The organism is Arthrobacter sp. AG367, from assembly GCF_007828995.1.
Taxonomy (GTDB): domain Bacteria; phylum Actinomycetota; class Actinomycetes; order Actinomycetales; family Micrococcaceae; genus Arthrobacter.
In genome coordinates this window covers 131321-157619 of record NZ_VIVE01000004.1, presented here as the reverse complement: position 1 = coordinate 157619, position 26299 = coordinate 131321, and the positions used below count along the sequence as shown (strand labels likewise).

Here is a 26299-nt window from a genome sequence, read left to right as displayed (position 1 = left end):
TTTTTCGTGTCTCCAGGCAGGGTCGGAGGCCGCCTGGAAACGGTGCCAAACCGTCGTCGACACCATGGGGGTGCGGGCGTAGTCTGACAGAATCGGCGCACGTGCCCCGATGCCCTGCGTCGATAAATCCATCGATGAAGGAGGATTCAATGAGTGCTGTACGTGAATTCATGACCACGGATGCGCGATGTATCCGTGAAGGCGAGTCCCTTGTGGACGCCGCCCGGATGATGCAGGACCTGGACTGCGGCGCCCTCCCCATCTGCGGGGATGACGGCAAGTTGAAGGGCATGATCACCGACCGCGACATTGTGCTCAAGTGCGTCGCCGCCGGCCGTGACCCGGGCCAGATGATGGCCCGCGACCTCGCCTCCGGCAAGCCCTACTGCGTCGACGCCGACGCCAACGTCGATGCAGCCATCGACATGATGGAAAAGCACCAGGTCCGCAGGCTCCCGGTGATCTCCGACCACAAACTGGTGGGCATCATCAGCCAGGGCGACATTGCGCGCAACTACTCCGAACAGCGCGTAGGCGAACTGGTGGAGCACATCTCGGAGCGCCACGGGGTGTAGGGCCGGCGACACGTCATGGCCTTGTCCGCGGATCCAAGCCGTAAAAGGTTCGGACCCGCGGACAAGCTTTTGATAACCCGGGTCAGCTCCCGGGTTCATGTGCCTTCAGTTCAGTGCGATCAGCAGCATCTGGCTGGTGCCCGGGATGCAGGTCTGCAGGATCGCCCGGGGGAAACCGCCGAACACCGCAATCACGTCGTTGGTGGTTCCGGGATTGGGGACCGTCCCGCGCCCCGTTACCGTGAAGGTTCCATAGCCCGGGATGCTCACCGTCTCACCCACGCTGATCCCGGAGAACCGGGCCCAGCCGCCGCAGAAATCATGCTCGGTGATGAACAGTGAATAGCCGTCATTGGGGGTGAAGTGGATGGGCCCGATGCAGGCGTCCACCATGGACTGGCCGCCGGAGCCGGCAACGTAAATGGTCCGGATTGCAGGCGCAGCCGGGACGGGAGCCGGAGCAGGTGCCGGTGCGGCCGCTGGAGCCGGGGCCGCGGCAGGTGCCGCGGCCGGAGCCGGGGCGGGTGCGGCCACTGCGATGGCCGGACCGGTCAGCAGGAGCGTCTGGCCAGGGTAGATGATGCTGTAGGCGCTGAGCCCGTTGGCCGCGAGCATGGCGTTCATGTCCACGCCATGGCCGGCAGCAATCGCGCCCACGGTGTCGCCCGGGACCACGGTGTACACGTTGGGGTCACCGGCAGGCGCGGGGGCCGGTGCGGGCGCAGGTTCCGGCGCAGGTTCGGCTGCTGCCGGTGCGGGGGCAGGCGCCGGGTCGGCGGCCGGCGCAGCAGCCTGTGCCGCCACCGCCGATGCCGCACCCGGATCGCTTTGTCCGGATGCCACGGCGTCCGTGGCTGTTTCGGCTGCGGCGCTTGGCGACGGTGGTGAGGCGGCCTCTGCCACCTGGGCCGCCGCCGTCGTGCTTCCGCCGAGGGTAGCGGGCGGCGCTGCCATGGCGCCCACGCCTACCGCGGCCACAACGGCCGCCGTGGCCATGCCTGCCCATAACTTGTTGCTGATGACCGGCCGGCCGGTGTTGAGGTCGGTCCGTGGTTCGTCGGTGGCGAAGCTTCTGCTGGTGCCCTCGGGGGAGGGGATGAAAGGCTGTTTCATGGAGTTGGCCCATCTGGGTTCGGTCCAGCCAGGTTGTGCTGCTGCACACCGGTGCGCCGGACGGATGGCGAAGTCATTGCACCGCCGGCCCCGGCAGTTGCCGGAGCCGCAGGCGGCACAGGGTGGAGGCATCCGCATACCCAGAAAATGCGGAACTCCGCGTGAAGGCAGGAACGTCCGGAAGCCACCCGGGGGACCTGCCAGTGCGTGTTGGTCCTAGGAATCCCGAGTCTAGGAATCGCCCCAAGGCCGGGGCACCAGTAGGAATTACCCGAGTTTTCGGGGCCGGTACCCGCCCGCGGCAGCGAAGCTACTCAGCATCCGGAAGCCCAATACTTGCCACCGGCCGTGACCTGGAGGGCGCAGGCCAACCACCAAACGGAATCTCTCAATCCCCGCTTCTACGGCGTCCGGCGTTCCCGCAGCTCGGCGATTTCCCGGCGCAATGAGGCAATCTCGGTTACCAGTTCCGTCACTTCAACCCGCAGCGGCTCTTCCACGGCCTCCGCCACCGTTTCCGCTGTATCCTCAACCCGCTGGACGAGCCAGGAGGCAATGGACGCCGTCACGACACCCAGCACGGCGATGCCGCTCATCATCAGCGCCGTGGCCACCAGCCGGCCGATGGGCGTCACCGGGTACATGTCCCCATAGCCCACCGTGGTGATGGTTGCGGTGGCCCACCACAGGGCATCGCCGAACGTGGTGATCTTGGCGTCCGGCGCCCATTGTTCGACGTCCAGCACAGCCAGCGCACCGACAAAAACCAGCAGCGCCGCGGACCCCGCCACATACGTGACCACGCGGCCGCGCAGCGTTTCGCCCACGGTACGGTGCAGGACGGACAACAATGTGACCAGGCGCAGCAGGCGCAGCGGCCGGAAGAACGGCAAGGCCACGATCACCAGCTCGTGCAGGTTCCGGATGAACCACTGCCGCCGGTCAGCCGAGAGCCACAGGTTTGCCGAGTAGTCCAGGACGAAGACGAACCAGGTCACCCACATGACCGCCTCAAGCCAGTCCGCCCCACTGCCCTCGACCCTGCCGATGACCTGCCAGGCGTACGCGCCGAGAAATACCAGTGCCGTCGCCATCAGGGGCCACTCCGCCAGGGCCCGGTAGCGTTGCTGCGTCATGCAGAAAATCCTAAGGGGATGGACCGCGGCACAGCAGGCCAAAAGATGTTACCGGCGGGTAACATTGAGGAATGCACCTGCTCCTGAGAACACTGCTTCTGCTTTTCCGGTCGAAACGGCGGCCGCCGCTCACCGTATGGGAACCGGCATCCCTGCCATTGCGCGTCCTGCCCACGGACATCGACATCGCCATGCACGTCAACAACGGCATGTACCTGTCCCTGATGGACCTGGGCCGGTTCGACCTCATGGTGCGCAGCGGCGTCTGGAAGCGGATGCGCCGCCGCGGCTGGAGCCCGGTGGTGTCGGCGGAAACCATCTCCTTCCGCAAATCCCTGCAGCTGTGGCAGGACTACGCCATCGAGACCCGCATCATCGGGCTGGACACCAAGGCGATCTTCTTCGAGCAGCGCATGGTGGCCGACGGCGAGATTTACGCACGTGCCTACATCGCCACCCGGCTGGTCACCAAGACCGGCCCGGTCAGCCAGGAGGAGATCATCGCGGAGTTCGGGACACCGCCCGGGGACCTGGTGCTGCCCGAGTGGATCCATGAGTGGCGCGCCTCCAGCGCCCTGCCCGGCAGCCGCACGCCTTCCCCGCACCTGTGGGATGCCAACCGCTGAACCCCCGTGCCGGCGTCGTCCTTGCCCTATTCCCGATGACGCGGGGAGCGAACACGGGCGACAGCCGGGGCCCCGGCGCGTAGCGTGGACACATGGCTACCCTCGACATCACAGGTGAACAGTTCGCATCCACGATCGAAGGCAACGACGTTGTCCTGGTCGATTTCTGGGCAGAATGGTGCGGCCCCTGCAAGCAGTTCGGCCCCACCTACGCAGCAGTTTCCGAGAAGCACCCTGACGTCGTGTTCACCAAAGTGGACACCGAAGCAGAGCAGCAGCTGGCGGCGGAGGCAGGCATCACCTCCATCCCCACCCTGATGGCCTTCCGTGAAAAGGTGCTGGTGTTCTCGCAGCCCGGCGCCCTGAACGCCCAGCAGCTGGAACAGGTGGTGGACGCGGTGAAGGCACTGGACATGGACGAGGTCCACGCCCACGTGGCCCGCCAGCGGGAAGAAGCGGCAGCGGCAGCCAGCCAGCCTGCCGGCCCCCGGGACGGTACGCAGGACGGCACCCAGATCCCCGACTTCTAAGACTCTGACAGCACAAAAAATGCGGGACCTCCCTCTGGAGGTCCCGCATTTTTGCGTTCAGGCTGCGTCAGACGCGTTCCAGCTTGACCGGTTCGGCCAGCAATGCGCTCAGCGACTCGTTCAGGTCCTGCACAGCGGTGCCCTTGGAGTGCTTGTCCAGGTCCTCCTCGGACGCCCACTGTTCGGTCAGGACCAGCTTCTCCTCCGTGGCTTCGGTCAGCTCGTAACGGATGCAGCCTGGCTCGTTCACCACCTCATCGATCGCGATTTCCAGGGCCAGCTTGACGCGGAAGAACTCGCCGTCGTTGGGAATGAACGTTGCTATCAGGTCAATGGGTGCACTCATGCGTTTCACAATACCGGGGCTGCAGGTGGCGCCCCGTTGTGTTGCGCCCGTTTCCCCGCCTGTCTTCCTTCTCCTGCAGGGATCCTGTTGGTAGCGTGCCATCATGCGTGCTTATACAGCCGGGGACACTGACGTCCCGCTCCTGGAGGAAACCATCGGCGCGAACTTCGAGCGCGTGGCCGCCCAGTTCCCCCTCCATGACGCCTTGATTGAGGCCGCACCGGTGCCGGGCGCCGATGCCCGCCGCTGGAGCTACACAAAGATGAACGACGACGTCGACCGGCTGGCGCGTGCGCTCCTCGCCCTGGGCATCGCCAAGGGGGAGCGGGTGGGCATCTGGAGCCCCAACTGCGCCGAATGGACGCTGCTGCAGTACGCCACCGCCAAGGCCGGCGCCATCCTGGTCAACGTCAACCCGGCCTACCGCAGCCATGAACTGGAATTCGTGGTCAAGCAGAACGGCATGCGCATGCTGTTCACGGCGCCGTCGGACAACAACAGCGACTACGTGGCCATGGCGCGGCAGGCCCTGCTGACTTGCCCGGACCTGCGGGAGCTGGTCTTCCTGCCGGACCACGGCCTGGAGGGGCTGACGGCCGGGAGCCCCCAAAGCGATGCCGAACTGACGTACGCCGAACTGCTCAAGCGGGCGGACGACGTGAGTCACGCTGCCCTGAAGGCCCGCATGGCCGAACTCCACCCGCACGATCCCATCAACCTGCAGTACACGTCCGGCACCACGGGCTTTCCCAAAGGCGCCACGCTCACGCACCACAACATCCTGAACAACGGCTACGCCATCGGTGAGCTGCTGGGCTACACGGACCATGACCGGGTGGTCATCCCGGTGCCCTTCTACCACTGCTTCGGGATGGTGATCGGCAACCTCAATGCGCTCAGCCACGGCGCCGCCACCATCATCCCTGGCCGCGGCTTCTCGCCGCCGGCCGCGCTTGAGGCAGTGCAGGACTTCGCCGGAACATCCCTCTACGGGGTTCCCACCATGTTCATCGCCGAGCTCGCGCTGCCGGACTTCGCCTCCTATGACCTGTCCACGCTCCGCACGGGGGTGATGGCCGGTTCGCTGTGCCCCATCGAGGTGATGAACCGGGTGATCTCGGAAATGAACATGGTGGATGTGGCCATCTGCTACGGCATGACCGAGACCTCGCCCGTGTCCACGATGACCCGCAAGGGGGACACCCTCCAGCAGCGCACCGAGACCGTGGGCAGGACCATGCCGCAACTGGAGAGCCGGATCGTTGACCCTGCCACGGGGGAGGAACTGGAGCGCGGGCAGATCGGTGAGCTCTGCACCCGCGGCTACGCGGTGATGGCCGGGTACTGGAACCAGCCTGACAAGACGGCCGAAGCCATCGACGCCGACGGGTGGATGCACACCGGCGACCTCGCCCGGATGGACGACGACGGGTACGTGGTGGTGGAGGGCCGGATCAAGGACATGGTGATCCGGGGCGGGGAGAACATCTACCCCCGGGAAATCGAGGAGTTCCTGTACACGCACCCTGCCATCCAGGACGTCCAGGTGATTGGGGTTCCTGATCCCACATATGGGGAGGAGCTGATGGCCTGCATAATCCTCAAGCCGGGCGCGGAACGGCTGGACGCCGCAGCGGTGGCCGAGTACTGCCGGGGGAGGCTGGCCCACTACAAGATCCCGCGCTACGTGGAGGTGCGCGAGAGTTTCCCCATGACGGTCTCAGGGAAGGTCCGCAAGGTCCAGATGCGCGAGGAAGCGGTGGCCCGGCTGCGGCTCTGACTAGCGGGGCTGCTGCACCAGGTCGAATCGGACTTCGCCCTCGCAGATCGAGGTGATCCGGATGGTGTAGCCGTCAAATGTGGCTTCCTGCCCGAGTGCCAACCCCGGAAAGTCTTTCGATGCCGGGCTGCTGACCTCGAACAAGGCTACCGACAGGTCCACCGTCGGCGGGTCATTCTTCAGGTGTGTGCTGGACAGTCGCACGAGCGGTGTGGCATCCGAGCCCCGCGGGGAATCCGGCAGAAGCGGAAAAGAGCCATTTGCAGACGGGATGATCCGGTAAATTCCAGTGTTGGTGCAGCTTGCCGTTGACGTCATGGCTGGCTCCTTTGATGCTTGGGGTGAGTGCTGTTGGGACGGCTCTGCGGAGGGGGAGCAGCCGCTCAGAGAGAGTGCCAGAGGCAAAACCGTGCAAGCGAGAATGCGGCCACGAAGCCGCAGGGCTGGACGCGGCATCAGCGCGCCACCGTGGCATCGCTGAAGAGCTTGCTGAATTCGTCCTGCGAGATGTACATGCGCGGCTCGGAGCGGCCCCATGGGTTTTGAAGGATGATGTTCCCCCGCTCGTCAACTCCGGTAACGAAATAGGCGTGGCCGGCACGGTATCCGTTGGGCGCCTCCTCCGGCGTTTCACCCAGTGTTGTGACCAAGGCCGGACGTCCCCGGCCGGCCGCCTCCCACAGCTTCCCGGCGTCGTCGGTGCGTTCCACGTCCGGTCCTGCCAAAAACTGGAATGCGTCGGGACCCCAGTTGCCTTCAAGGGCGCGGTAGTTGCCTGGCGGATACGCCTGGTCCGGGGGCGCCCCTTCCGCTGTCCCGTCGTTTCTGTCGTCCTCGGTGTAAACCTGTGCCAGCGCTTTCTCAACATAGGCAGGCCAGTTGCCGCCAAACCCTGCTTTGGCTCCCATCTGTGCGCCCTTGCTGTTTGCCGGCAGGTCCGAGGTGACGGTGACCCACTGCTCCTCTCCGTTCTTGTCGAACAGCAGGACGGAAACCGTGCCGTTGCCGTTGTCCGTTACGTGCTCGCGGGCCCAACCCGAATCGGCATTGATCATGGCCCCGGCGGCGGCCAAAAGCACGCAGTCCCCGTACTGCCCCTGCCTGATGTCGTCAGTGCCCGGGCGTTGTCCGACCACCGGCCACTTGGGTTCCATCCACCGGTTCGTGCTGCTGGCGTCAGGGCCATCAGGCCTCGCTGCATCTCCCATGGCCTGCCCGTCCGGCTGGGCCCACGGGATGAGGTCCTTCAGGCGCCCCACCTGCTCTGCTGACGCCTTGGACAGGAGCTGGTCCAGCAGTTGCTGACGTTCGAAAGGCGTGGTTCCCTCCCAGTTGAACAGTCCCTTGCCGTCGGTCGCCGCGCCGCTGCCCAGGCTTCGGAGCTCATCATCGGTTAACGACTCCAGCAACTGGTTCAGCTGGGCAGGTTTGAGCCCGGTCAAGGCGTCGCGGAGCTTGTTGACGTCCGAATCGTTGCCCACAAAGAAGTTGTCGCCCGACGCAGTGTCCCTGACCAGGCCCTGTAGCCTATCCAGTTCGGGCGCGGCAAGGTTCGCTTCGCCGCGGTCGGGGTGGCGCGCCACAGAATGCTCCCCGCCGGTCAGGTAATCGGACGTCGGATCCCCGGCGGCCTTGCCGGGAGGGCCCCCGGCCGTACTGGTCCGGCCTGACGCGCCACCGGCGCCGCTGGCGCGTTCCTGCTCGTCCGCGTGCCGTGCGGCTGCCTTCCCTGCGTCCGCAAGGGCCTCAATGACGCGGCCCAGCAGGAGGCTGTGCGTGCCATTCCAGTCGTTCCGGAACCTCTCGGCGTCGGCCCCTTTCCAGGTGCCCGGCTCGCCCACGTTCCTCGACAGCGCCGTGGCAGTGGACATCAAGCGCGCGGAAGAGGCAGTAAGGGCCTTTCCCAGGGCGCGAAGTTGGGCGACGTCCGCCCCGTAAATGCCTGCCATCATTCCCCCAAATATCCAGGCTCAAGCTTACGCGAGGCGCGCCGCCGGAGGCATGGGGAGAACTGCCCGCTAGCTACTGCGGCCGGTTGGGCGGCGGGATAGCCGTAGCGCCACAACGGCCACGACGGCGCCCGCCGCCAGTGCGACCAAGGCCAGGACCGCTGCCCCGTTCCTTCCGGCCATGGGGGCCTGTCGCGTCCTGCCGCCGGTGACCTCGTTGGCGGGAATGTGCCACTCGGACGGAGCCGGAAGGATCCCCTGCGGCAGTTGGGTCTCGCGCAGTTTCCGTCGGGCGGCCAGCCGCTCCCGCACCGTCTCATCGGGGGCAGCCTCCAGATCGTCGGCGGCGATGGCTGTCGGGTAGTCGATGATGTAGGGCTCACCGTAGAACGCCGACGACGCCACGGACTCCACCCAGGTGAACGGTGGTGGGGCAACGTCCCGCGCGGTGAACGCGGTCAGCAGCATCTCCCGGATTTCCTCAAGGCTCTTGCCCGTGGCCCCGCGGCGAGTCACGTCGAAGATGGCCAGTTGCAGCTTCAATTTGGCATCCCCGTCAGGATCGTGCGCCTCCGGGTCCACCACCGCGGGGTCTTGCCCGGTTGGATCCACGTCCAGGGGTTCCCCGCCGGCGTAGTTGGTGCGTCCAGGATCGGAGCTCATGGGTTCCTCTCAATCGTGGTCCGGCCGTGCCTGGCTGGACGCCACACCCGTAGCCTTACCCATCGCGGTCCGGATCAAGCACCCGTTGACCTGCCGTGGCAAGCCTCAGTGCCCCCGGTGGTCCTGGATGGTCATCCGCGGGCCAAAAGTGGGCTTGCGGTAACCGGTGCTCTGGATCATCCGGACCACGCGCTGCCGGTGCCCCCGCCAGGGTTCCAGCAGCCGGAGCATCCCGGCGTCGTCCGTCCTGCGTCCGGTGAGCGCCGCCCCCACGTAGGCGGCGAGGTGGTAGTCGCCCACGGAGATCGAATCCGGGCAGCCGTGGGTGCGCTGCACAACCTCGGCGGCGGTCCATACCCCGATGCCCGGAATGACCTGCATCTTCCCGGCAGCCTCCGCGGCCGGCAGTGCGGCGAGCCGTTCAAGTGCGGCGGCGGAGCGCAGCGCGCGCATGACGGTGGCTGAGCGCTGGGGACCCACGCCGGCCCTGTGCCACTCCCAGCTGGGAACCTGCAGCCACTGCGCTGCCGTTGGCGCCACCACCAGCCCGGCCGGGGTGGACGTACCGGCCCGGGGCGCCGGGGTTCCGTACCGGTGCACCAGGTAGCGGTAGGCGCGCCGCGCCTCAATGACCGTCACCTTCTGTTCCAGGATGATCGGCACCAGCTGGTCCACCATGCGGCCGCTGGACGGCAGCCGCACCGCCAGGCTGCGCCGCCGGGCCTCCCGGACCATGTGGGGCAGTGTGGCATGGAAGGAGGGTTCGTCGAAACCCCGCCAGTCGTCGTCGTCCCCCAGGAGCCGGGGCGCTGCCCTGACGGCGGCCGCGGCACCGGGACCCCAGGCCTGGATGTCCACCAAGGGGGCGCCTGCTGCCTCGCCGCCCGCCGGGGCGAGCCGCATTGTTGCCGGACCGGCCGGCGTCGTAAACGCATTCCAGATAACGTCGCCTTGAACGCAGAAGGAAGGATCACTGCTGCCCCGCAGAAGAGGCGCAAGCGTGCGGGAAAGGCTGTACGGAGCCTCCGGATACCACCGCAGGGACACGTCCGCCGCGGCTGCCACCCGGGGAGGTGCCTCTGCGATCGTCATGCCTTCAATCGTCCCACGGACCACTGACAGCGGCGGGACAACCAGCCGGCCCATAAGCCAGCCGGGGGAGGAAAACGGCCGGAAGCAAAGGTAGAACGGCCCTAATTTCCCGCCCGGGCAAAACCTAGAATCCACCCTGTGGCGCGGAACAGACTGCGCCGCAACCCGACACGGCAGGAGGGCCATGATGGGCGGAGTGGTGCATTTCGAAATCCCCGCGGACGACCAGGACCGGGCCAGCAAGTTCTACCGGGAAGCCTTGGGCTGGCGGATCGAACCAGTGCCAGGGATGGACTACAGCATGGTCATCACCGCGGACATGGATGACAACGGCCAGCCAGTGGCCGCCGGTGCCATCAACGGGGGCATGATGGCCAGGGAGGGGGAGATCACCAACCCGGTGGTCACGGTGGACGTCCCGGACATCAATGCCACCCTCAAGAGGGTGGAGGAACTGGGTGGATCAGTGGTGGTACCGAAGAACGAAATTCCCGGCATGGGCTACACGGCCTACTTCAGGGATTCCGAGGGCAACGTGATGGGCCTCTGGGAGAATCTCCCGGCCGAAGGGGACGCCCAGCGCGGCTGACAGCCTTCGCTGTACGCTGCCGTTTCACGGGTGCCGGTCCGGGGCTGCCGTTTCACGGCGGCCCGGCCGTTTCACGGCGTGCCGGAAACCAGCCACAGCGCCAGGACGGCCAGCGGCACCGTCAGCACCACGGCCACCAGGCCCGCCAGGGCGAACCCGCCCCACCGGATGGGGACGTTCAGCACCCGCAGCCGCTCATGCCAGAGCAGCGTGGCCAGCGACGCCCACGGAGTCACCAGCGGCCCAAGGTTCACTCCGATGAGCAGTGCCGCAAGCCTTGCCGGCGATCCCGCCACCGGTTCCAGTGCCAGGTAGGCGGGCAGGTTGTTGGCGGCGTTGGCGGCACCGGCGCCCAGCCCGGCCAGCTGCAGGAGCGCAGGCAGGCTCTCACCGGAACCGGCAACACCCGCCAGCAGTGCGGTCAGGCCGTGCGCGTGCAGTGCTTCCATGAGCATGAACAGGCCCACCGTCAGCATCAGCGGCCGCCATGGCACCATTGACCACCGCAGGACGGACGGCCGGCGGCGCAGGAAGACCACCAGGAGGAAGGCCGCGGCTGCCAGTGCCGGGTACTGCACCGGCACTCCGGACACCAGCGCAGGCAACAGGACCAGGAGCGTGACGGCAGCGGCCTTCAACAGGGTGCGGTCGCGGATGGGATGCGCAGGCTGCGGCCCGTATGTTCCGCGCAGGTCCCGCCGGAAAGCCAGCCACAACAGGACCAGGGGGACCAGCAGGCCCACCAGGGCGGGCGCCCACACCAGCCCCGCAAAACGCCAGGGGCTCAGGCCCAGCCGGTCCTGGGCCAGGAGGTTGGTGAGGTTGGAAACGGGAAGCAGCAGTGAAGCGGTATTGGCCAGCCAGATGCTGGTCAGCGCAAACGGCAGCGGCGGGATCCGGGCATGGACGGCCAGCAGGACCACCACGGGCGTCACCAGGACCGCCGTCGTATCCAGGGACAGGAACACGGTGGACACCGTCGCCACCCCCACCACCAGCAGCCACAGCTGGAAGACCCGGCCACGGCCCAGGGCCGCCAGCCTGTCCGTCACCACCCGGAACAGTCCTGCCTCGTCCACCAGTTCGGTGACCAGGGACATGGCCAGCACGAAGGCCAGGATGGGAATGGTCCGGGAAGAAAGCTCCCCGAACGCGGGCAGGGGGAGCGCACCGAGTGCCAGGGTGGCTATACCTGCTGCCAGCGTTCCGCCGGGCAGCAGGTAGCTCCGGGCGGCTTTCAGCCATGCGAACTGCTTCACCGGCCTATCCTCGCATCCCGCACCGGGGCGGGCGCGCAGGAAGCGGTAGCTTAGTACCTATGAAGTACGCCCAGTCCATCCTGGACCTCATCGGCAATACCCCGCTCATCAAACTCAACCACGTGACCGACGGCCTCAAAGCCACCATCCTGGTCAAACTTGAGTACCTGAATCCGGGCGGATCCATCAAGGACCGCATCGCCGCGCAGATGATCGAGGACGCCGAGCGCGAGGGCAAGCTGAAGCCCGGCGGCACCATTGTGGAGCCCACCTCCGGCAACACCGGCGTGGGCCTGGCCCTGGTGGCGCAGCAGAAGGGCTACAAGTGCATCTTCGTGGTCCCGGACAAGGTGGGCGAGGACAAGCGTGCGGTGCTGCAGGCGTACGGCGCGGAAGTGGTGGTCACGCCCACCTCCGTTCCGCCGGACAGCCCGCAAAGCTACTACGGCGTCTCGGACCGCATCACCCGGGAGACGCCGGGCGCCTACAAGCCGGACCAGTTCTCCAATCCCGCCGCCCCGGGCAGCCACTACAAGACCACCGGCCCGGAGATCTGGCGCGATACCGACGGCAAGGTAACGCACTGCGTTATCGGCGCGGGCACGGGCGGCACCATCACCGGCACCGGGCGGTACCTCAAGGAGGTTTCGGCGGACCGGCCGGAGTCCGACGGCGGCGTGGTCAAGATCATCGGCGCGGACCCCGCGGGCTCGGTCTACTCCGGCGGGACCGGGCGCCCCTACTTCGTGGAGGGCGTTGGCGAGGACATGTGGCCGGCCAACTATGACAAGTCGGTCCCGGACGAGGTGATCGCCGTCAGCGACGCCGATTCCTTCGCCATGACCCGCCGGCTGGCGCGGGAGGAGGGACTGCTGGTGGGCGGCTCCTCCGGGATGGCCGTAGTAGCCGCGCTGCAGGCGGCCCGGGACCTGCCGGAAAGCGCCGTCGTCGTGGTCATCCTCCCAGACTCAGGACGCGGCTACCTGGCCAAGATCTTCAACGACCAGTGGATGCGCTCCTATGGTTTCCTCTCCGGCGGCGAGGAAACCTCCGTGGGGGAGGTCATCAAGTCCAAGAACGGCGAACTGCCGGACCTGGTGCACATCCACCCCAACGAGTCTGTCCGCGACGTCATCAACATCATGAACGAGTTCGGCGTCAGCCACATCCCGGTCCTGTCCCAGGAACCGCCCGTGGTCATGGGCGAGGTCCTCGGCGCCGTGGACGAGCGCACACTGACTGCCAAACTGTTCCGGGGCGAGGCCAAGCTGACGGACAAGATCTCCGAGCATATGGGACCCAAGCTGCCCGTCATCGGATCGCTGGAAACCATTTCTGCCGCCAGGGAACTGCTGTCTGACACGGACACCCTGATGGTCACGTTCGTGGGTGCGCCCGTTGGCATCCTCACCCGGCACGACCTGCTGGCCTACCTCAGCAACTGATCTGCGTTACCCGCAAAGGAGCATCATGTCCCTGCCTGAAAACCAAGGTTTCAACACCCGCGCCGTCCACGCCGGCCAGGACTTCGAGCCCCGCACCGGAGCCGTGGTGCCGCCGCTGCACTTCAGTTCCACCTATGCCCAGGACGGGATCGGGGGACTGCGCAGCGGCTACGAATACGGGCGCGGCGGAAACCCCACCCGGGACGCGCTGCAGGAACAGCTCGCGTCGCTGGAACTGGGCACCTCCGCCTACAGCTTCAGCTCCGGCCTGGCCGCGGAGGACGCCCTGATCCGCGCGCTGACCCGCCCCGGGGACCACATCGTGCTGGGCAATGACGCCTACGGTGGCACGTACCGGCTGATCAGCCGGGTGCTCGGCGACTGGGGAATTGGCAACACCCCCGTGGACATGGCCAACCTGGACATGGTCCGCGACGCCGTGGCCTCCCATAAGGCCCGCTTCCTGTGGGTGGAGACCCCCTCCAATCCGCTGATGAAGATCACCGACATCGCAGCGCTCGCGGACATAGCGCACGACGCCGGGGCCCTCCTGGTGGTCGACAACACCTTCGCGTCCCCCTACCTGCAGACCCCGCTCGCCCTGGGTGCGGACGTGGTGGTCCACTCCACCACCAAGTACATCGGCGGCCACTCCGACGTGGTGGGCGGCGCCGTCGTGGTGAAGGACGCCGAACTGGCGGAAAAGATCGGCTTCGTCCAGTTCGCCGTGGGCGCCGTGTCCGGGCCCATGGACGCCTTCCTGACCACCCGTGGACTGAAGACCCTGGGCGTCCGCATGGACCGGCACAGCGAGAACGGGCAGGCCGTGGCGGAGTGGCTGCTGGAACGACCGGAGGTTGAGGCCGTCCTGTATCCGGGCCTGCCCAGCCACCCCGGCCATGAGCTCGCCAAAAAGCAGATGCGGAAGTTCGGCGGCATGGTCTCGGTGCAGTTCAAGGGCGGTGAGGCGGCGGCCCGGAAGGTAGCGGAGTCCACGTCCGTGTTCACGCTCGCCGAATCCCTGGGCGGGATCGAGTCGCTGATGAACTACCCCTCCGAGATGACCCACGCGTCCGTCAAGGGCACCGAGCTGGCCGTCCCGGTAAACCTGCTGCGGCTGTCCTGCGGCATCGAGGACGTGGAGGACCTGATCGCGGACCTGGACCAGGCGTTCTCGGCCATCCCGTAACCACGAAAGGGTCTGGCTTTCTTGAGGAAAGCCAGCTAGGGTTTTCCCTGTGCCTCTTCGATCCGACTGGTCCCAACGCAGCTGCAGCATGGCCCGCGGCCTGGACATCCTGGGCGACCCATGGAGCATCCTGGTGCTGCGCGAGGTCTTCTTTGGGAATGGCCGCTTCGACGCCATGAAAAGCCGGCTGGAAGTGGCGGACTCGGTGCTCACCAAACGCCTGGCAGGCCTGGTTGAGTCCGGGCTGCTGGCCAGGAAGGCCTACGACGACGGCGGCCGCACACGCCAGGAGTACGTCCTCACCCCCAAGGGTGAGGACGCCCTGCCGGTGCTGAACGCAGTCACCATCTGGGCGGAAAAACACCTGCCCGCGCCGTCGGACCAGGCCCACCTTTACGTGATCCACACCGGCTGCGGGAAACCCACCACCTCGGCGGACACCTGCACCGAATGCGGCGCGCGGCTGACGGCGGCCAACACCAGCTGGCACAGCCAGTCCAGGTCCGATCAACCCATCCGGCTGTCCACCGCATCCGGGAAGGGAGCGGCATCGTGAGCACCCTGCCCGAGGAAACGGCCGGAACTCCCTCGCAGACCACCATTCTTCAGGCGCCCGGACCTCGACGCCGCCTGCACCCGGCCTGGATCGTCGCCGCCGTGGCATTCCTTGCCTTGGTTGGGGCAGCCGGATTCCGGGCCGCCCCGGGCGTCCTCATGGTGCCGCTCCAGCAGGAGTTCGGCTGGTCCACCACCGTGCTCTCGGCGGCCGTCAGCATCAACCTGGTGCTGTTCGGCCTCACGGCTCCGTTTGCCGCCGCCCTGATGGAGCGGTTCGGCATCCGGGCCGTCACATCAACAGCCCTGGTCCTGATCGGCATGGGCAGCGCGCTGACCGTGCTGGTCAACCAGTCATGGCAGATCCTCCTCACCTGGGGGCTGCTGATCGGGCTCGGCACCGGCTCCATGGCACTGGTCTTCGCCGCCACCATCGCCAACACGTGGTTTACGAAAAACCGGGGCCTGGTCATCGGCATCCTGACGGCCGGCAGCGCCGCCGGCCAGCTGGTCTTCCTGCCCTTCATCGCCCTCCTCGCGCAGGATCCCGGGTGGCGCCAGGCCTCCCTGCTGATCGCTGCCGGGGCGCTTGCCGTGGTCCCGCTGGTGCTGAAGTTCCTCAAGAACTCGCCGGCCGACGTCGGGGTGCTCCCCTACGGCGCGGAAGGGCCAGCCATTGAAGAACAGGCTGGTTCCCCGGCAGCGGCTCCGGAAGGCGCCCCGCGCAGCAACGCCGCCGTCCGGGCGCTCCAGGTCCTCAAGCGCGCCAGCAGGGTGCGCACGTTCTGGGCGCTCGCGGCCGGTTTCGCCATCTGCGGCGCCACCACCAACGGCCTGATCGGCACCCACTTCATCCCCTCCGCCCATGACCACGGCATGCCCGAAACCACGGCCGCGGGCCTGCTGGCCGTCGTCGGAATCTTCGACATTATCGGGACCATCGCCTCGGGCTGGCTGACGGACCGCTTCAACCCCCGCGTCCTGCTCGCCGTCTACTACCAGTTCCGCGGCATCGGGCTGCTGGTGCTGCCGCTGCTGCTGAATGCAGACGTGCAGCCCAGCATGATCGTGTTCGTGGTGATCTACGGATTGGACTGGGTGGCCACCGTTCCGCCCACGGCCGCCATCTGCCGTGAAACGTTCGGTGCTGACGGCAGTGTGGTGTTCGGATGGGTCTTCGCCGCCCACCAGCTGGGCGCCGCCGCGGCGGCCATCGCGGCCGGGGCCTTGCGGGATGCCACCGGCCACTACACCTACGCCTGGCTGGGAGCCGCAGCCATGTGCACCATCGCTGCGGTCATCAGTGCCACCATCCGCCGGCACCACAGTTCGCGGGAAGCGGAGCCGGCAGCGGCTTGATCTGGGGCGCGGCTAGGCTGGTCGGATGGAACCCGTCGCACCCGCCCCTGTCCGTCCCGTTGCCCTGGTCACCGGCGTGGGACGGCTTGCCGGCATTGGGGCCGGCATTGCCCGGCAGCTCGCGGCGGACGGCTGGGACCTGGCCCTGTCCTACTGGGCCGACTACGACGCCCGCATGCCGTGGGGGAGCGAACCCGAGGACGTGGTTCGCCTCACGGCCGAGCTGGAAGCGATTGGAGCCAAGGCCCAGGTCCTGTCGGCAGACCTCCAGGATCCCGGCGTCCCGGACAGGCTGGTGGCCGAGGCCGGGCAGCTGGCGGGCCCGCTGCAGGGCCTGGTGCTCAGCCACGCTGAATCGGTGGATTCGGGCGTGCTGGACACCAGTATCGAATCCTTTGACCGCCACTTCGCCGTCAACACACGCGCCAGTTGGCAGCTGATCGCCGCCTTTGCGCGGCAGGCACCGGACGACGGCGGCGCGATCGTTGCGCTGACCAGTGACCATACGGCGTTCAACCTTCCGTACGGTGCCTCGAAGGGTGCCCTGGACCGGATCGTCATCGCCGCCGCCCGCGAGCTGGGTCCGCAGGGGATCTCGGCCAACGTGCTCAACCCGGGGCCGGTGGACACCGGCTGGATGTCCCCGGAGGTCCGCCGGGAGCTCACCGCGCGCCAGCCCACCGGGAGGCTCGGCACCCCGGCCGATGTCGCCGGCACCGTCGCGTTCCTCCTGTCCCCGGCCGGCCGCTGGGTATCCGGGCAGCTGATCAAGGCCGACGGCGGCTTCTCGGCCTGAGTGCCCTGCACCCCCTTCGCGCCGCGCCCTCCCAACTGACTCGCAGTAGATGCCGTTTTGGGCCCCCAAAACGGCATCTACTGCTAGCTGGTTGGGGGAGGGGTCAGTGAAAGGCGTCCAGGCCGGTGATGTGCCGGCCAAGGATCAGGGTGTGCACCTCGTCGGTGCCCTCATACGTGCGGACCGACTCCAGGTTCGCGGCGTGCCGAAGCGGTGAATAGTCCGTGGTGATGCCGTTGCCGCCCAGGATGGACCGCGCCTCCCGGGCCACGCCAATCGCCTCGCGGACGTTGTTCAGCTTGGCCAGCGAAATCTGCTCCGGCCGGATGCTTCCGGCGTCCTTCAGCCGGCCCAGGTGCAGCGCCAGCAGGGTGCCCTTCTGGATTTCCACCAGCATGTTCACCAGCTTCTCCTGCGTGAGCTGGTAGCCGGCCAGCGGCCTGCCGAACTGCAGCCGCTCCTGCGAGTACGCCAGGGCGGCTTCGTAGGAATCCCGGGCGGCGCCCATGGCACCCCAGGCGATGCCGTACCGGGCCTCGTTCAGGCAGGTGAACGGCCCACGCAGCCCCCGCGCTCCCGGGAGCAGGGCCTCGGGACCCAGCCGGACGTCGTCGAACACCACATCGCACTGGATGGAGGCGCGCATGGACAGCTTCTGCCGGATAGGCGTGGCAGTCACGCCGGGGGTGCCCGCCGGAACAAGGAAGCCGTGGACGCCGTCGTCCGTCATGGCCCAGACCACCATGACCCCGGCCACTGAGGCGAGCCCGATCCAGCGCTTGGCACCGTTGAGCACCCAGCCGGCGTCATCCCCGCTGCCGTCCCGCTCCGCGAAAGTGGCCATGGAGGCGGGATCTGAACCCGCCGTTGGCTCGGTCAGGGCGAAGCACCCGATGACCTCCCCGGCCGCCATCCGGGGCAGCCACTCCTGCTTCTGCTCCTCGGATCCCCACGTATGGATGGCCGTCATGGCCAGCGAGCCCTGGACGGACACGAAGGTGCGGATGCCGGAATCGCCGGCCTCCAGTTCCATGGCCGCCAGGCCGTATTCGACGGCGGACCGGCCCGGGCAGCCATAGCCGTCCAGGTGCACCCCCAGGACGCCCAGCTCACCCAGTTCCGTCGCGAGGTCGAGGGGAAAGACGGCGTCCTCGTACCAGCGGGCGATGTCCGGTTTGATCCGCTGCCGGGTGAAGTCGCGGACCTTTTGCCGGAGCTCCAGTTCCTCCGCGGACAGCAGGGAGTCGAGGTCCAGGACGTCCGACGGGCCCGCGGTCACGGCTTCACCAGTCATTTCTTCACCTGGAAGTATCCGCGGGTGGACGGCATGAAACGGCACGCGGCCGCGAGGACCACGCCCAGCGCCAGCAGCAGCACCCCGCTCACAAAGGCGCCGCCGACACCGAAGATTTGGGTGTCGCCGTACGCCGGGTCCCACATCTGGACCGCCGAAATGAAGAAGGCGGCGGTCAGGAGCAGCGCGCCGGCGAGGGGGAGGATGCCGCGGAACCAGAGGTTGCGCGCCGATGCCCGCAGGGTTCCGCGGAAGTACCAGAAACAGGCGAAGCCGGTCAGGGCGTAGTAGAACGCGATGAAAAGGCTGATGGCACTGATGGAGTCCGCCAGCAGGTTCTCGCTCAGGAAGCTCATGGCCACGTAGTAGGCCGCGGCGGCGCCTCCCATCACCTGGGTGGAAAATCCCGGGGTCTGATTGCGCGGATGCACCTCTGCGAACTTTGCCGGCAGCGCGCCGTGGACCCCCATGGAGAGGGTCCCGCGGGCCGTGGGCAGGATGGTGGTCTGGGTGGAGGACAGCACCGAGGCAAGAACCGCGACGACGATCAGCCAGCCCCACGGGCCCAGCACCACGTCCTTCATGGCCAGGAACACATCGTCCTGGTTGGCCTCGTTGCCCAGGCCGATCCCTTCCGAGCCCACGGTGGCGTACATCATCACCAGCAGTGCCACGGAAACGTAGATTGCCACCAGGACGAACGCCGAGATCACGGCGCCGCGGCCGGGTGTGGTGGACGGGTTCTCGGTCTCCTCGTTCACCGCCAGGCAGGTGTCCCAGCCCCAATAGATGAACAGGGCAAGGAGGGCGCCGTGTACTACGGCGCCGGGGTCGGCAAAGGCGCCGGCCGGGTTGAACCATTCCAGGTCAAAGGCCTGCCCTTCCGGTGCCCCGCCCACGATCCGCACCACGATGGCCAGTGCGAAAATGCCCAGCGCAATGTACTGCACGTAGGTCAGCACGCGCTGGACGTGCTCGCCGAGCCGGATCCCGCGGTAGTTCACCAAGGTCATGAGGATGATGAACAGCAGCCCCGTGCCGGTGACCAGCAAGGTGTTCTCCGCCAGCGATCCGTCGCCCACCAGCAGCCAAAGATACTTCCCCGCTACCTGGGCGAGGTTGGCCAGGACCACGATTCCGGCCAGGGCCACGCCCCAGCCGCCCAGCCAGCCGGCCCAGGGGCCGAAGGCCTGGCGGGACCAGGTGAAGGTGGTGCCGCAGTCCGGGATGGCGCTGTTCAGTTCGCGGAACGCGTAGGCGATGAACAGGACCGGGATGAAGCCCAGCAGCAGGATCAGGGGAGTGTAGTTGCCGTTGACTGCAACGATCAGGCCCAGGGTGGCGGCGAGGGAGTACACCGGCGCGGTGGAGGCCAGCCCCAGCATCACGGAGTCGCCCAGGTCCAGGATGCCGGCCCGCAGTCCCTTGGCCGGCACGGTGGTGCCGGTCCCGCGCCCTGGGCCGCCCGTCGTCGTCATGTCCGTGCTCATGCTGTCACCGGTTTCATAGAACGATTCCTGCCTTGGTGGAGTCGGCCACCGCCGAAAGCGGCGCCGGCGCGTCAATGGTGTTGGGGACGAAGCGGCAGAAGTAGTCCGTGACCGGCCCGTCCGATTCCCGGATGCCGCAGCCCACGGACTCGCCGTCCACCACCCAGAGGCCCAGCACCGGATGGTTGCCGTCGAAGTCCGGCAAGGGGTGGTACTGCTGGTAGCACCAGCCCTCCCGCCCGTAGCCGCCGGGCTGCTCCAGGCTGATCCCGTCCGCGTGGATCCGGATGTTGTCGCCTTCACGGCCGTGGAGGGGCTTGCCCACCCACTCCTTCAGCGGCCCCGGATCCGTGAGGTACGCGGGCAGCAGGTTGGGATGGCCGGGGTACAGATGCCACAGGGCGGCCAGCAGGGCCTTGTTGGAGAGCAGCATCTTCCAGGCGGGTTCCACCCAGCGCGGGTTGTGCGCCCGCTCCAGCAGGCGGGGCCCGAACTCCTCCTTCATCATCAGCTCCCAGGGATAGAGCTTGAAGATGGTGTTGATCAGGAAGTTGTCCAGGTCCACGAAGCGGTTCAGGTTGGGGTCCCAGCCGATATCGGACATGTTGATCCCGATGGTGGTCCACCCCGCCTGGCCGGCGACGTCGCGCATGTACGCGGCGGTCATCCAGTCCTCGCCGGATTCCTCCACCTCGGAGTGGGCCACGTGGAGGGTGCTCATGCCGGTGCGGTACTGGAATTTCTTCCACTGCCGGATGAGGGCCTCGTGGATGCCGTTCCACTGGTCCTTCTCCGGAAACACGTCCTGGAGCCAGAACCATTGGGCGACGGCGGCCTCGATGAGTCCGGTGGGGGTGTCGGCGTTGTATTCGAGCATCTTGGCCGGCCCGCCCCGGCCGTCGTAGATGAAGTCGAACCGGCCGTAAACATCCACGTCGCCGGCCTGCAGCGATGCGGCCGCCAGTTCCAGTGCCTGGGGACCGATGCCGATGCTGCCCATGGCCCCGGTGGCCAGGAACTTCGCGGCTTCCAGGCACATCCGGTGCATCTCCTCGGCCGCCACTTCAAGGGTCTCCACCTCGTCCATGGTGAACTCGTAGTACGCGGATTCGTTCCAGTACTCGATCCGGCGCCCGTCGTCCATGGTGGTGGTGGAGAACACCAGGCCCTGCTCTTCGATCTTCTGCTTCCAGCCCGGCCGGGGTTCGGACAACATCCTCTTCATCCGTCAGCCCCCCGAGACCTTGCCGCCGCCACCGCTTGAGCCGCTCTTGGCGCTGGAGCCGAAACCGCCGCGGCTGACCGTGCCGCCCTGGCTGCTGTACCCCGTGGAGGCCTTTGCGCCGCTGGGGACGGTCCGCGTGTAGTTGGGCGCGGTGGACCGGTTCTGGCCAATGGGCGGAACACTTGCCCCGCGGGAGTAGAAGTACCAGGCGTAGATGCCGCCCCCGCGGCCCGCAGAGCTATCGCAATTGGTGTCCGCCACGCGCTCGCCGGTTTCGTCGTTGAAGCACACCTGCGCGTACTCGGGATCATCCTCATTGCTGGCCACCACGGCAGTGATGGTCCCGGCCAGGAGGGCTGTCACGCCCAGGCCCACCATCACGGTACGCCGCTGGGAACGCTTCTTCCGTGCGGCCGCGTCATTGAGCTGCTTTTCCCGCTCCCGCGCGAACGGGTCGACAGGGGTGACCGGTTCATTGAGGAGTTCGGGGCGCAGGTCCGGCTTGGGGACCTGCCAGGGCGGAGGCTTGGCGGTGCTGCTGCCGGTTCCCGGTTGCGGCCGGCCGGACGCGCCGTGCTGCGCCTCGGAAGCGTTGTCCGGCTCCTTGCTGGGATCCTCGTTCGGGTCCATGGTGTTTGAATCCACAGCGTCCCCTTCAGTTGTCCACGTGAATTGGGCACAGCGCTGCACCCCCAATTGCAATCCTCGGATCAGCGTAATCCCTGGGCAGGCCGGCTGCGAGTAAAACCGCGCTCGACGGCAGGGGAGAACTGCCCATCCCCGAGCCGCAGGAGCCAGGGCGCGGGGGAACCCTAGACTGGATGCCATGGAATCTGGTTCTGTCCTTGCTGTCTGCCGCGTCCACCAGCTCATCGCGGACCAGGGAAACGTTGGCGTGACGGCCATCGACAAGCGCCCGGCGGACGGTCCGGTGAAGGTCCACAAGCTGGGCCTGCGCGGAGACATCCAGGCCAACCGGGTGCACCACGGCGGAGAGGACCAGGCCGTCTACGCCTATTCCCAGGCCGACGCCGACTTCTGGGCGCGCACCCTGGGACGCGAACTGCCGCCGGGCATGTTTGGTGAGAACCTGCGGGTGGCCGGCATCGAAGCCACCCACGCCGTCATCGGGGAGCGCTGGAAGGTGGGGGCCGACGTCGAACTTGAGGTCACCTCCCCGCGCGTCCCCTGCGCCACGTTCCAGCGCCGGATGAAGGAACCGCAGTGGGTGAAGCGGTTCACCGAGGAGGGGCGGGTGGGGACCTACCTGCGCGTCATCCGCACCGGCAGCATCCGCGCCGGCGACCCCATCCAGCGGACCTTCGTGCCGCGCCACGGCATCACGATCGGCCAGTGGTTCAGTGAGCCGGACGCGGAGGTCATCGAGGCGCTCCGCAGTGCAGAGGCCGACGGCGAGATCCGGCTCCAGGACGAATACCACACAAAGTTTGGGCTGCTGCTGCGGCGGCTCGGGCAGTAGCATCCCTGCCCGGGGCGGGCTGTGTGCGCAAGCTCACCGCCGCCGTCGGGCATTGAATTGGCGGTCAATGGCGTCCGTACCTTACACTTGAAATATCCCCCACTCCGGAAATCCCTTATTCCTGCCCAATTTTTGAGGCAGGACTGGCAAGTGTTGGGGCCCGCACAAGCGATGCGGGCATTTTCATAGGGAGAGCCGGCTAAAGAAAACGCTGTACAGACTGCTGGGATAGCAGCCAAGAGATGCAGCGCGAAGTCCTGCCACGGGATTGCGAAAGCGCCGGACTTCTGTGACCGGCCGGTCAACGTTTGCCCGGCATCATCGGCACGCGTACTGCGGCTCCGCTCACCTCGGGTAGTGCCGCCTGGCCCCCTATGGATGAGGAATATCCCCCTATGCCCGAAAACCAGAACGAAACCACCGCCGTTGTTGAGGATGCCCCCGTGGCTCCCGCCGCCGAGGCTCCCGCAACCGCTCCCGCCGCCGAGGCTCCTGCCGCTGCGGACGCCCCTGCCGCTGAGGCAGAAGAAAACACCGTGAAGTTCGCCGACCTTGGCATCGACGGCCGCGTCCTGGCCGCCCTGCAGGACGTTGGCTACGAAAAGCCTTCCCCCATCCAGGCAGCAACCATCCCGCTGCTGCTTGAAGGCCGCGACGTCGTGGGCCTCGCCCAGACCGGCACCGGTAAGACTGCAGCATTCGCAGTACCGGCACTGTCCCGCCTGGCCGAGCTCCACGACCTCAACGGCCCGTCCCGCAAGACCCAGGCCCTGGTCCTGGCACCCACCCGCGAGCTGGCCCTCCAGGTGGCCGAGGCCTTCACCTCCTACGCCAAGCACATCGACGACTTCACCGTCCTGCCCGTCTACGGCGGCTCCGCCTACGGGCCCCAGCTGGCCGGCCTGCGCCGCGGCGCCCAAGTGGTTGTTGGTACCCCCGGCCGCGTGATCGACCACATCTCCAAGGGTTCCCTGGACCTGTCCGAACTCCAGTACCTGGTGCTGGACGAGGCCGACGAGATGCTGCGCATGGGCTTCGCCGAGGACGTTGAGCAGATCTTCCAGCAGACGCCTTCGGACCGCCAGGTGGCACTGTTCTCCGCCACCATGCCGAGCCAGATCCGCCGCATGTCCAAGCAGTACCTGAACGATCCCGCCGAGATCTCCGTCAAGTCCAAGACCACCACCGGCGCCAACACCCGCCAGCGGTACCTGCAGGTCATGGGCCCGCACAAGCTCGACGCCATGACCCGCATCCTCGAGGTGGAAGACTTCGACGGCGTCATCGCCTTCGTGCGCACCAAGATGGCCACCGAGGACCTTGCTGACAAGCTGAAGTCCCGCGGTTTCCAGGCCGCCGCCATCAACGGTGACATCCCGCAGCAGCAGCGCGAGCGCACTGTTGACGCGCTGAAGGAAGGCCGCATCGACATCCTGGTGGCCACCGACGTCGCCGCCCGTGGCCTTGACGTGGAACGCATCAGCCACGTCATCAACTACGACATCCCGCACGACACCGAGTCCTACGTGCACCGCATCGGCCGCACCGGCCGTGCAGGCCGTTCCGGTGACGCCATCCTGTTCATGACGCCGCGGGAGAAGTACCTGCTGCGTTCCATCGAAAAGGCCACCCGCCAGCCGGTGGAGCAGATGCACCTGCCCACAGCCGAGACCGTGAACACGTTGCGCCTGGGCAAGTTCGCCGAGCGCATCACCGAGACCCTCGCCTCCGAGGACGTCGCGGCGTTCCGGGACCTCATCGCGTCCTACGAGGAGGAGCACAACGTTCCCGCAGCAGAGATCGCTGCCGCCCTTGCCGTGATGGCGCAGGGCGGGCAGCCGCTGCTGGTCAAGGAACTGCCTGCCGCTCCTGAATTCCAGAAGCGCGAGCGCTCCAAGGACGGCTTCGGCTCACGTGGGCCGACCCGTGCGCTGACCGAGGGCAATGCCACCTACCGGATCGCGGTGGGACGCCGCCAGCGCGTCATGCCCGGCTCCATCGTGGGCGCCATTGCCAACGAAGGCGGCATCTCCTCCGCGCAGATCGGCGGCATCGACATCCGCTCGGACCACTCCCTGGTGGAGCTGCCCGCGGACCTGAGCCCCGACCAGCTGAAGGCCCTGTCCCGCACCCGGATCGGCGGCGAGCTGATCCACCTCGAACTGGACAACGGCCGCAAGCCGTCCGGTGACCGCGGCGCCTACCAGGGCAGCCGCGGCGGTGACCGGGGAGGCAACTTCAAGGGCAACGGCGGGTTCAAGAAGGAATTCCGCAAGAACGATGGCGAGCGGTCCTCCGCTGACCGCGGCGGCCGTTCGTATAGCGAGCGCTCCTTCAGCGACCGCGGCCAGTCGGGCGACTCCCGCTTCGGCGGCCACGGCGACGGCTCCCGCAAGCCCCGCAGCGGCAGCGAGGGCGGGCACCGCGACTTCAACCGCAAGGGCAAGTGGTAAACCCCCGGCGTTGAGGAATTGACGACGGCGATGGGCCGGCTTTCGAGCCGGCCCATCGGCGTTTAACCGCACGGGTGTGGGACTCGCCACATTCGCGCTCCCGCACGGTGGCGAGGGGCCCTGGGAAGGTGCCTGCCGCCGTCGTCCGCCCTGCTTCCCATCACCCCTCCAGCCCCGGAATTCCGCGGAAAAACACGCTTCCGCAGCCCGGAAAAGCACTTGCCCGACCGTCCGGAAGGGGCTCCGGGCGCCGATTTGTTGGTGCGTAAATCTTCCGGTAGAGTATTTACTCGTTGCCCCCCTAGCTCAGTGGTAGAGCGCGTTCTTGGTAAGAACGAGGTCACCGGATCGATTCCGGTGGGGGGCTCTGAATGAGGGCCTGCGTCAAGGCGGTTTGACCGGCTTGACGCAGGTTTTTCTCATTCGTGGCGGTGTAGCTCAGTTGGTTAGAGCGCACGACTCATAATCGTGAGGTCGGGAGATCGAGCCTCCCCACCGCTACAGGCTAAGCCCCCGGGATCCATGGATCCCGGGGGCTTTTCTGTTTGCTGCAAGTCCATCCATCTCTAGCGGCGTCTCGACTTCAAGGCACTTATCTAAGCGGCCGGTGTTGACTGCTCAGCATGCTTACTATTAGGTTGGACTGAGCAGAAAAGTGGCATATGTCACGCCATATTAGGGCCCGTCAGGGCACAACAGGCTGCTTGGCCTGTAGATAAAGTACCCAGCCGCTGGCTTTGACTCCCCAGCTGCTGGACGAGGCGGGTGGTTCCTTACGGCGGCCGCCCGCCTCACCACACCAGGAAGCTCCGTGGACGCCCTATTGGGAAGGTGGAAGCATGGGCACTACGTCATCTGACGGGCACGAGGGCTGGATTCTGCCTTGGTGGGGCTTCATCCTCGGCTTATGCCTGCTTATTCCAACCCTGGTGCGGTTCGATTGGGAAGGCTGGACCGGGGTCGATATTTTTTTCGCGGCAACAGGCACGGTTCTGGTCATCGCCTGCGTGAGCAGGCTTGGGATCATCCTGAGCCGTGCGCGGCACTATCGGGTGAAATCAGAAACTGAAGGGCGTGACGCTCTGTAGGCCCCGCAGGTCGAGATTGAGCCATGTCGTTCACCTACTTATCGATTTCTGCCGCGATTATCGTGGCCTCGCTGGTGCTGTACGATCAGTGGCTCATGGCAGACCAGCGGGGCAAAACCAGGCAGTACAAGAAGACACGCCTGATCAGCATGTGGATCGGCTTAGCCATGGGTGCTGCCTTCCTCTTCCTCTTCCTTTTCGTCCAAACAGACTGAAGATTCATCCTGCATGTCCCACACATGGGGCCGAGGGGCCGCTGAACGTCCT

The 26299-nt window shown here is 66.8% G+C and carries 26 protein-coding genes and 2 tRNA genes; 16 read left to right on the top strand and 12 right to left on the bottom strand.

Features of this window, described 5'->3' with window-relative positions; translation table 11 throughout:
* Nucleotides 1–149 precede the first annotated feature (149 nt).
* A complete protein-coding gene (locus FB478_RS13130) occupies nt 150–575 on the top strand; it encodes a CBS domain-containing protein (protein ID WP_056393052.1) in 426 nt (141 codons plus the stop codon).
* Between the two features lie 105 nt (nt 576–680).
* Here FB478_RS13130 and FB478_RS13125 read toward each other — a convergent pair whose 3' ends face one another.
* On the bottom strand, nt 681–1688 hold the full coding sequence (locus FB478_RS13125) for a LysM domain-containing protein (protein ID WP_144600811.1): 1008 nt from the start codon (nt 1686–1688) through the stop codon (nt 681–683).
* 401 nt (nt 1689–2089) lie between these two features.
* Complete coding sequence (locus FB478_RS13120) at nt 2090–2824, bottom strand: potassium channel family protein (RefSeq protein WP_144600809.1); 735 nt, start codon at nt 2822–2824, stop codon at nt 2090–2092.
* Nucleotides 2825–2895: 71 nt separating this feature from the next.
* Here FB478_RS13120 and FB478_RS13115 point away from each other — a divergent pair, with 71 nt between their 5' ends.
* Complete coding sequence (locus FB478_RS13115; RefSeq protein WP_056393057.1) at nt 2896–3450, top strand: acyl-CoA thioesterase; 555 nt, start codon at nt 2896–2898, stop codon at nt 3448–3450.
* A gap of 92 nt (nt 3451–3542) precedes the next feature.
* The gene (gene trxA / locus FB478_RS13110; RefSeq protein ID WP_144600807.1) at nt 3543–3980 is read left to right on the top strand and encodes a thioredoxin; all 438 of its coding nucleotides are present in this window, start codon (nt 3543–3545) and stop codon (nt 3978–3980) included.
* A gap of 67 nt (nt 3981–4047) precedes the next feature.
* Here the strand turns inward: trxA and FB478_RS13105 are convergent, their stop codons facing one another.
* Nucleotides 4048–4326: a putative quinol monooxygenase gene (locus tag FB478_RS13105; protein WP_018769050.1), complete on the bottom strand. Its 279-nt coding sequence runs from the start codon at nt 4324–4326 to the stop codon at nt 4048–4050.
* A 103-nt stretch (nt 4327–4429) separates the two neighbouring features.
* Here FB478_RS13105 and FB478_RS13100 point away from each other — a divergent pair, with 103 nt between their 5' ends.
* On the top strand, nt 4430–6106 hold the full coding sequence (locus FB478_RS13100; RefSeq protein ID WP_144600805.1) for an AMP-binding protein: 1677 nt from the start codon (nt 4430–4432) through the stop codon (nt 6104–6106).
* On the opposite strand, the gene FB478_RS13095 is transcribed toward FB478_RS13100, so the two are convergent.
* The 4 genes from FB478_RS13095 to FB478_RS13080 all read right to left on the bottom strand — a co-directional run bounded on the left by FB478_RS13095 (nt 6107) and on the right by FB478_RS13080 (nt 9810).
* A complete protein-coding gene (locus FB478_RS13095; protein WP_018769052.1) occupies nt 6107–6424 on the bottom strand; it encodes a hypothetical protein in 318 nt (105 codons plus the stop codon).
* A gap of 137 nt (nt 6425–6561) precedes the next feature.
* Complete coding sequence (locus FB478_RS13090) at nt 6562–8058, bottom strand: C2 family cysteine protease (RefSeq protein ID WP_261377401.1); 1497 nt, start codon at nt 8056–8058, stop codon at nt 6562–6564.
* A gap of 66 nt (nt 8059–8124) precedes the next feature.
* Complete coding sequence (locus tag FB478_RS13085; protein ID WP_018769054.1) at nt 8125–8718, bottom strand: hypothetical protein; 594 nt, start codon at nt 8716–8718, stop codon at nt 8125–8127.
* Nucleotides 8719–8823: 105 nt separating this feature from the next.
* Nucleotides 8824–9810, bottom strand: coding sequence for a DNA-3-methyladenine glycosylase (locus FB478_RS13080; protein ID WP_056393187.1), 987 nt, complete (start codon nt 9808–9810; stop codon nt 8824–8826).
* A 184-nt stretch (nt 9811–9994) separates the two neighbouring features.
* Here FB478_RS13080 and FB478_RS13075 point away from each other — a divergent pair, with 184 nt between their 5' ends.
* Complete coding sequence (locus FB478_RS13075) at nt 9995–10399, top strand: VOC family protein (RefSeq protein ID WP_018769056.1); 405 nt, start codon at nt 9995–9997, stop codon at nt 10397–10399.
* A 71-nt stretch (nt 10400–10470) separates the two neighbouring features.
* On the opposite strand, the gene FB478_RS13070 is transcribed toward FB478_RS13075, so the two are convergent.
* Nucleotides 10471–11658: an SLC13 family permease gene (locus tag FB478_RS13070; RefSeq protein WP_144600803.1), complete on the bottom strand. Its 1188-nt coding sequence runs from the start codon at nt 11656–11658 to the stop codon at nt 10471–10473.
* 59 nt (nt 11659–11717) lie between these two features.
* Here FB478_RS13070 and FB478_RS13065 point away from each other — a divergent pair, with 59 nt between their 5' ends.
* From FB478_RS13065 to FB478_RS13045, 5 genes are read left to right on the top strand one after another with little or no spacing between them, the layout of a single operon-like run.
* Nucleotides 11718–13103, top strand: coding sequence for a cystathionine beta-synthase (locus FB478_RS13065; protein WP_018769058.1), 1386 nt, complete (start codon nt 11718–11720; stop codon nt 13101–13103).
* A gap of 25 nt (nt 13104–13128) precedes the next feature.
* Nucleotides 13129–14292, top strand: coding sequence for a cystathionine gamma-synthase (locus FB478_RS13060; RefSeq protein ID WP_056393063.1), 1164 nt, complete (start codon nt 13129–13131; stop codon nt 14290–14292).
* A 49-nt stretch (nt 14293–14341) separates the two neighbouring features.
* Nucleotides 14342–14848, top strand: coding sequence for a helix-turn-helix domain-containing protein (locus FB478_RS13055; RefSeq protein WP_186447798.1), 507 nt, complete (start codon nt 14342–14344; stop codon nt 14846–14848).
* Nucleotides 14845–16206 carry an MFS transporter gene (locus FB478_RS13050; protein ID WP_144600801.1) on the top strand — a complete coding sequence of 454 codons (1362 nt, stop codon included), beginning with the start codon at nt 14845–14847 and terminating at the stop codon, nt 16204–16206. The genes FB478_RS13055 and FB478_RS13050 overlap by 4 nt, the downstream gene beginning before the upstream one ends.
* A 25-nt stretch (nt 16207–16231) precedes the next feature.
* Nucleotides 16232–17002 (top strand): SDR family oxidoreductase, encoded by a 771-nt coding sequence (locus tag FB478_RS13045; protein WP_144600799.1) that lies wholly within the window; start codon nt 16232–16234, stop codon nt 17000–17002.
* A gap of 103 nt (nt 17003–17105) precedes the next feature.
* On the opposite strand, the gene FB478_RS13040 is transcribed toward FB478_RS13045, so the two are convergent.
* From FB478_RS13040 to FB478_RS13025, 4 genes are read right to left on the bottom strand one after another with little or no spacing between them, the layout of a single operon-like run.
* Complete coding sequence (locus FB478_RS13040) at nt 17106–18296, bottom strand: acyl-CoA dehydrogenase family protein (RefSeq protein ID WP_144600797.1); 1191 nt, start codon at nt 18294–18296, stop codon at nt 17106–17108.
* On the bottom strand, nt 18293–19786 hold the full coding sequence (locus tag FB478_RS13035) for an APC family permease (RefSeq protein ID WP_134163668.1): 1494 nt from the start codon (nt 19784–19786) through the stop codon (nt 18293–18295). The genes FB478_RS13040 and FB478_RS13035 overlap by 4 nt, the downstream gene beginning before the upstream one ends.
* A gap of 13 nt (nt 19787–19799) precedes the next feature.
* Complete coding sequence (locus tag FB478_RS13030) at nt 19800–21011, bottom strand: glutathionylspermidine synthase family protein (protein ID WP_026265733.1); 1212 nt, start codon at nt 21009–21011, stop codon at nt 19800–19802.
* A 3-nt stretch (nt 21012–21014) separates the two neighbouring features.
* Complete coding sequence (locus tag FB478_RS13025) at nt 21015–21656, bottom strand: Tat pathway signal protein (protein ID WP_144600795.1); 642 nt, start codon at nt 21654–21656, stop codon at nt 21015–21017.
* A 181-nt stretch (nt 21657–21837) separates the two neighbouring features.
* Here FB478_RS13025 and FB478_RS13020 point away from each other — a divergent pair, with 181 nt between their 5' ends.
* From FB478_RS13020 to FB478_RS12995, 6 genes are all read left to right on the top strand, one after another.
* Nucleotides 21838–22491, top strand: a complete 654-nt coding sequence (locus FB478_RS13020) for an MOSC domain-containing protein (RefSeq protein WP_056393075.1) — start codon at nt 21838–21840, stop codon at nt 22489–22491.
* A 395-nt stretch (nt 22492–22886) separates the two neighbouring features.
* A complete protein-coding gene (locus FB478_RS13015) occupies nt 22887–24944 on the top strand; it encodes a DEAD/DEAH box helicase (protein ID WP_018769068.1) in 2058 nt (685 codons plus the stop codon).
* A gap of 295 nt (nt 24945–25239) precedes the next feature.
* A tRNA-Thr gene (locus FB478_RS13010) sits at nt 25240–25311 on the top strand.
* A gap of 60 nt (nt 25312–25371) precedes the next feature.
* Nucleotides 25372–25445, top strand: a tRNA-Met gene (locus FB478_RS13005).
* A 338-nt stretch (nt 25446–25783) separates the two neighbouring features.
* The gene (locus FB478_RS13000; RefSeq protein ID WP_056393080.1) at nt 25784–26032 is read left to right on the top strand and encodes a hypothetical protein; all 249 of its coding nucleotides are present in this window, start codon (nt 25784–25786) and stop codon (nt 26030–26032) included.
* A 23-nt stretch (nt 26033–26055) separates the two neighbouring features.
* A complete protein-coding gene (locus FB478_RS12995; protein ID WP_018769070.1) occupies nt 26056–26247 on the top strand; it encodes a hypothetical protein in 192 nt (63 codons plus the stop codon).
* The last annotated feature ends 52 nt before the right edge of the window (nt 26248–26299 follow it).

Coding starts and splice junctions, on each gene's coding strand:
- FB478_RS13105 (WP_018769050.1), bottom strand. CDS start 4,326: ATGAGTGCACCCATTGACCTGATAGCAACGTTCATTCCCAACGACGGC.
- FB478_RS13115 (WP_056393057.1), top strand. CDS start 2,896: ATGCACCTGCTCCTGAGAACACTGCTTCTGCTTTTCCGGTCGAAACGG.
- FB478_RS12995 (WP_018769070.1), top strand. CDS start 26,056: ATGTCGTTCACCTACTTATCGATTTCTGCCGCGATTATCGTGGCCTCG.
- FB478_RS13120 (WP_144600809.1), bottom strand. CDS start 2,824: ATGACGCAGCAACGCTACCGGGCCCTGGCGGAGTGGCCCCTGATGGCG.
- FB478_RS13030 (WP_026265733.1), bottom strand. CDS start 21,011: ATGAAGAGGATGTTGTCCGAACCCCGGCCGGGCTGGAAGCAGAAGATC.
- FB478_RS13130 (WP_056393052.1), top strand. CDS start 150: ATGAGTGCTGTACGTGAATTCATGACCACGGATGCGCGATGTATCCGT.
- FB478_RS13035 (WP_134163668.1), bottom strand. CDS start 19,786: ATGAGCACGGACATGACGACGACGGGCGGCCCAGGGCGCGGGACCGGC.
- FB478_RS13065 (WP_018769058.1), top strand. CDS start 11,718: ATGAAGTACGCCCAGTCCATCCTGGACCTCATCGGCAATACCCCGCTC.
- FB478_RS13000 (WP_056393080.1), top strand. CDS start 25,784: ATGGGCACTACGTCATCTGACGGGCACGAGGGCTGGATTCTGCCTTGG.
- FB478_RS13090 (WP_261377401.1), bottom strand. CDS start 8,058: ATGATGGCAGGCATTTACGGGGCGGACGTCGCCCAACTTCGCGCCCTG.
- FB478_RS13045 (WP_144600799.1), top strand. CDS start 16,232: ATGGAACCCGTCGCACCCGCCCCTGTCCGTCCCGTTGCCCTGGTCACC.
- FB478_RS13015 (WP_018769068.1), top strand. CDS start 22,887: ATGCCCGAAAACCAGAACGAAACCACCGCCGTTGTTGAGGATGCCCCC.
- FB478_RS13080 (WP_056393187.1), bottom strand. CDS start 9,810: ATGACGATCGCAGAGGCACCTCCCCGGGTGGCAGCCGCGGCGGACGTG.
- FB478_RS13075 (WP_018769056.1), top strand. CDS start 9,995: ATGATGGGCGGAGTGGTGCATTTCGAAATCCCCGCGGACGACCAGGAC.
- FB478_RS13040 (WP_144600797.1), bottom strand. CDS start 18,296: ATGACTGGTGAAGCCGTGACCGCGGGCCCGTCGGACGTCCTGGACCTC.
- FB478_RS13095 (WP_018769052.1), bottom strand. CDS start 6,424: ATGACGTCAACGGCAAGCTGCACCAACACTGGAATTTACCGGATCATC.
- FB478_RS13125 (WP_144600811.1), bottom strand. CDS start 1,688: ATGAAACAGCCTTTCATCCCCTCCCCCGAGGGCACCAGCAGAAGCTTC.
- trxA (WP_144600807.1), top strand. CDS start 3,543: ATGGCTACCCTCGACATCACAGGTGAACAGTTCGCATCCACGATCGAA.
- FB478_RS13085 (WP_018769054.1), bottom strand. CDS start 8,718: ATGAGCTCCGATCCTGGACGCACCAACTACGCCGGCGGGGAACCCCTG.
- FB478_RS13100 (WP_144600805.1), top strand. CDS start 4,430: ATGCGTGCTTATACAGCCGGGGACACTGACGTCCCGCTCCTGGAGGAA.
- FB478_RS13020 (WP_056393075.1), top strand. CDS start 21,838: ATGGAATCTGGTTCTGTCCTTGCTGTCTGCCGCGTCCACCAGCTCATC.
- FB478_RS13060 (WP_056393063.1), top strand. CDS start 13,129: ATGTCCCTGCCTGAAAACCAAGGTTTCAACACCCGCGCCGTCCACGCC.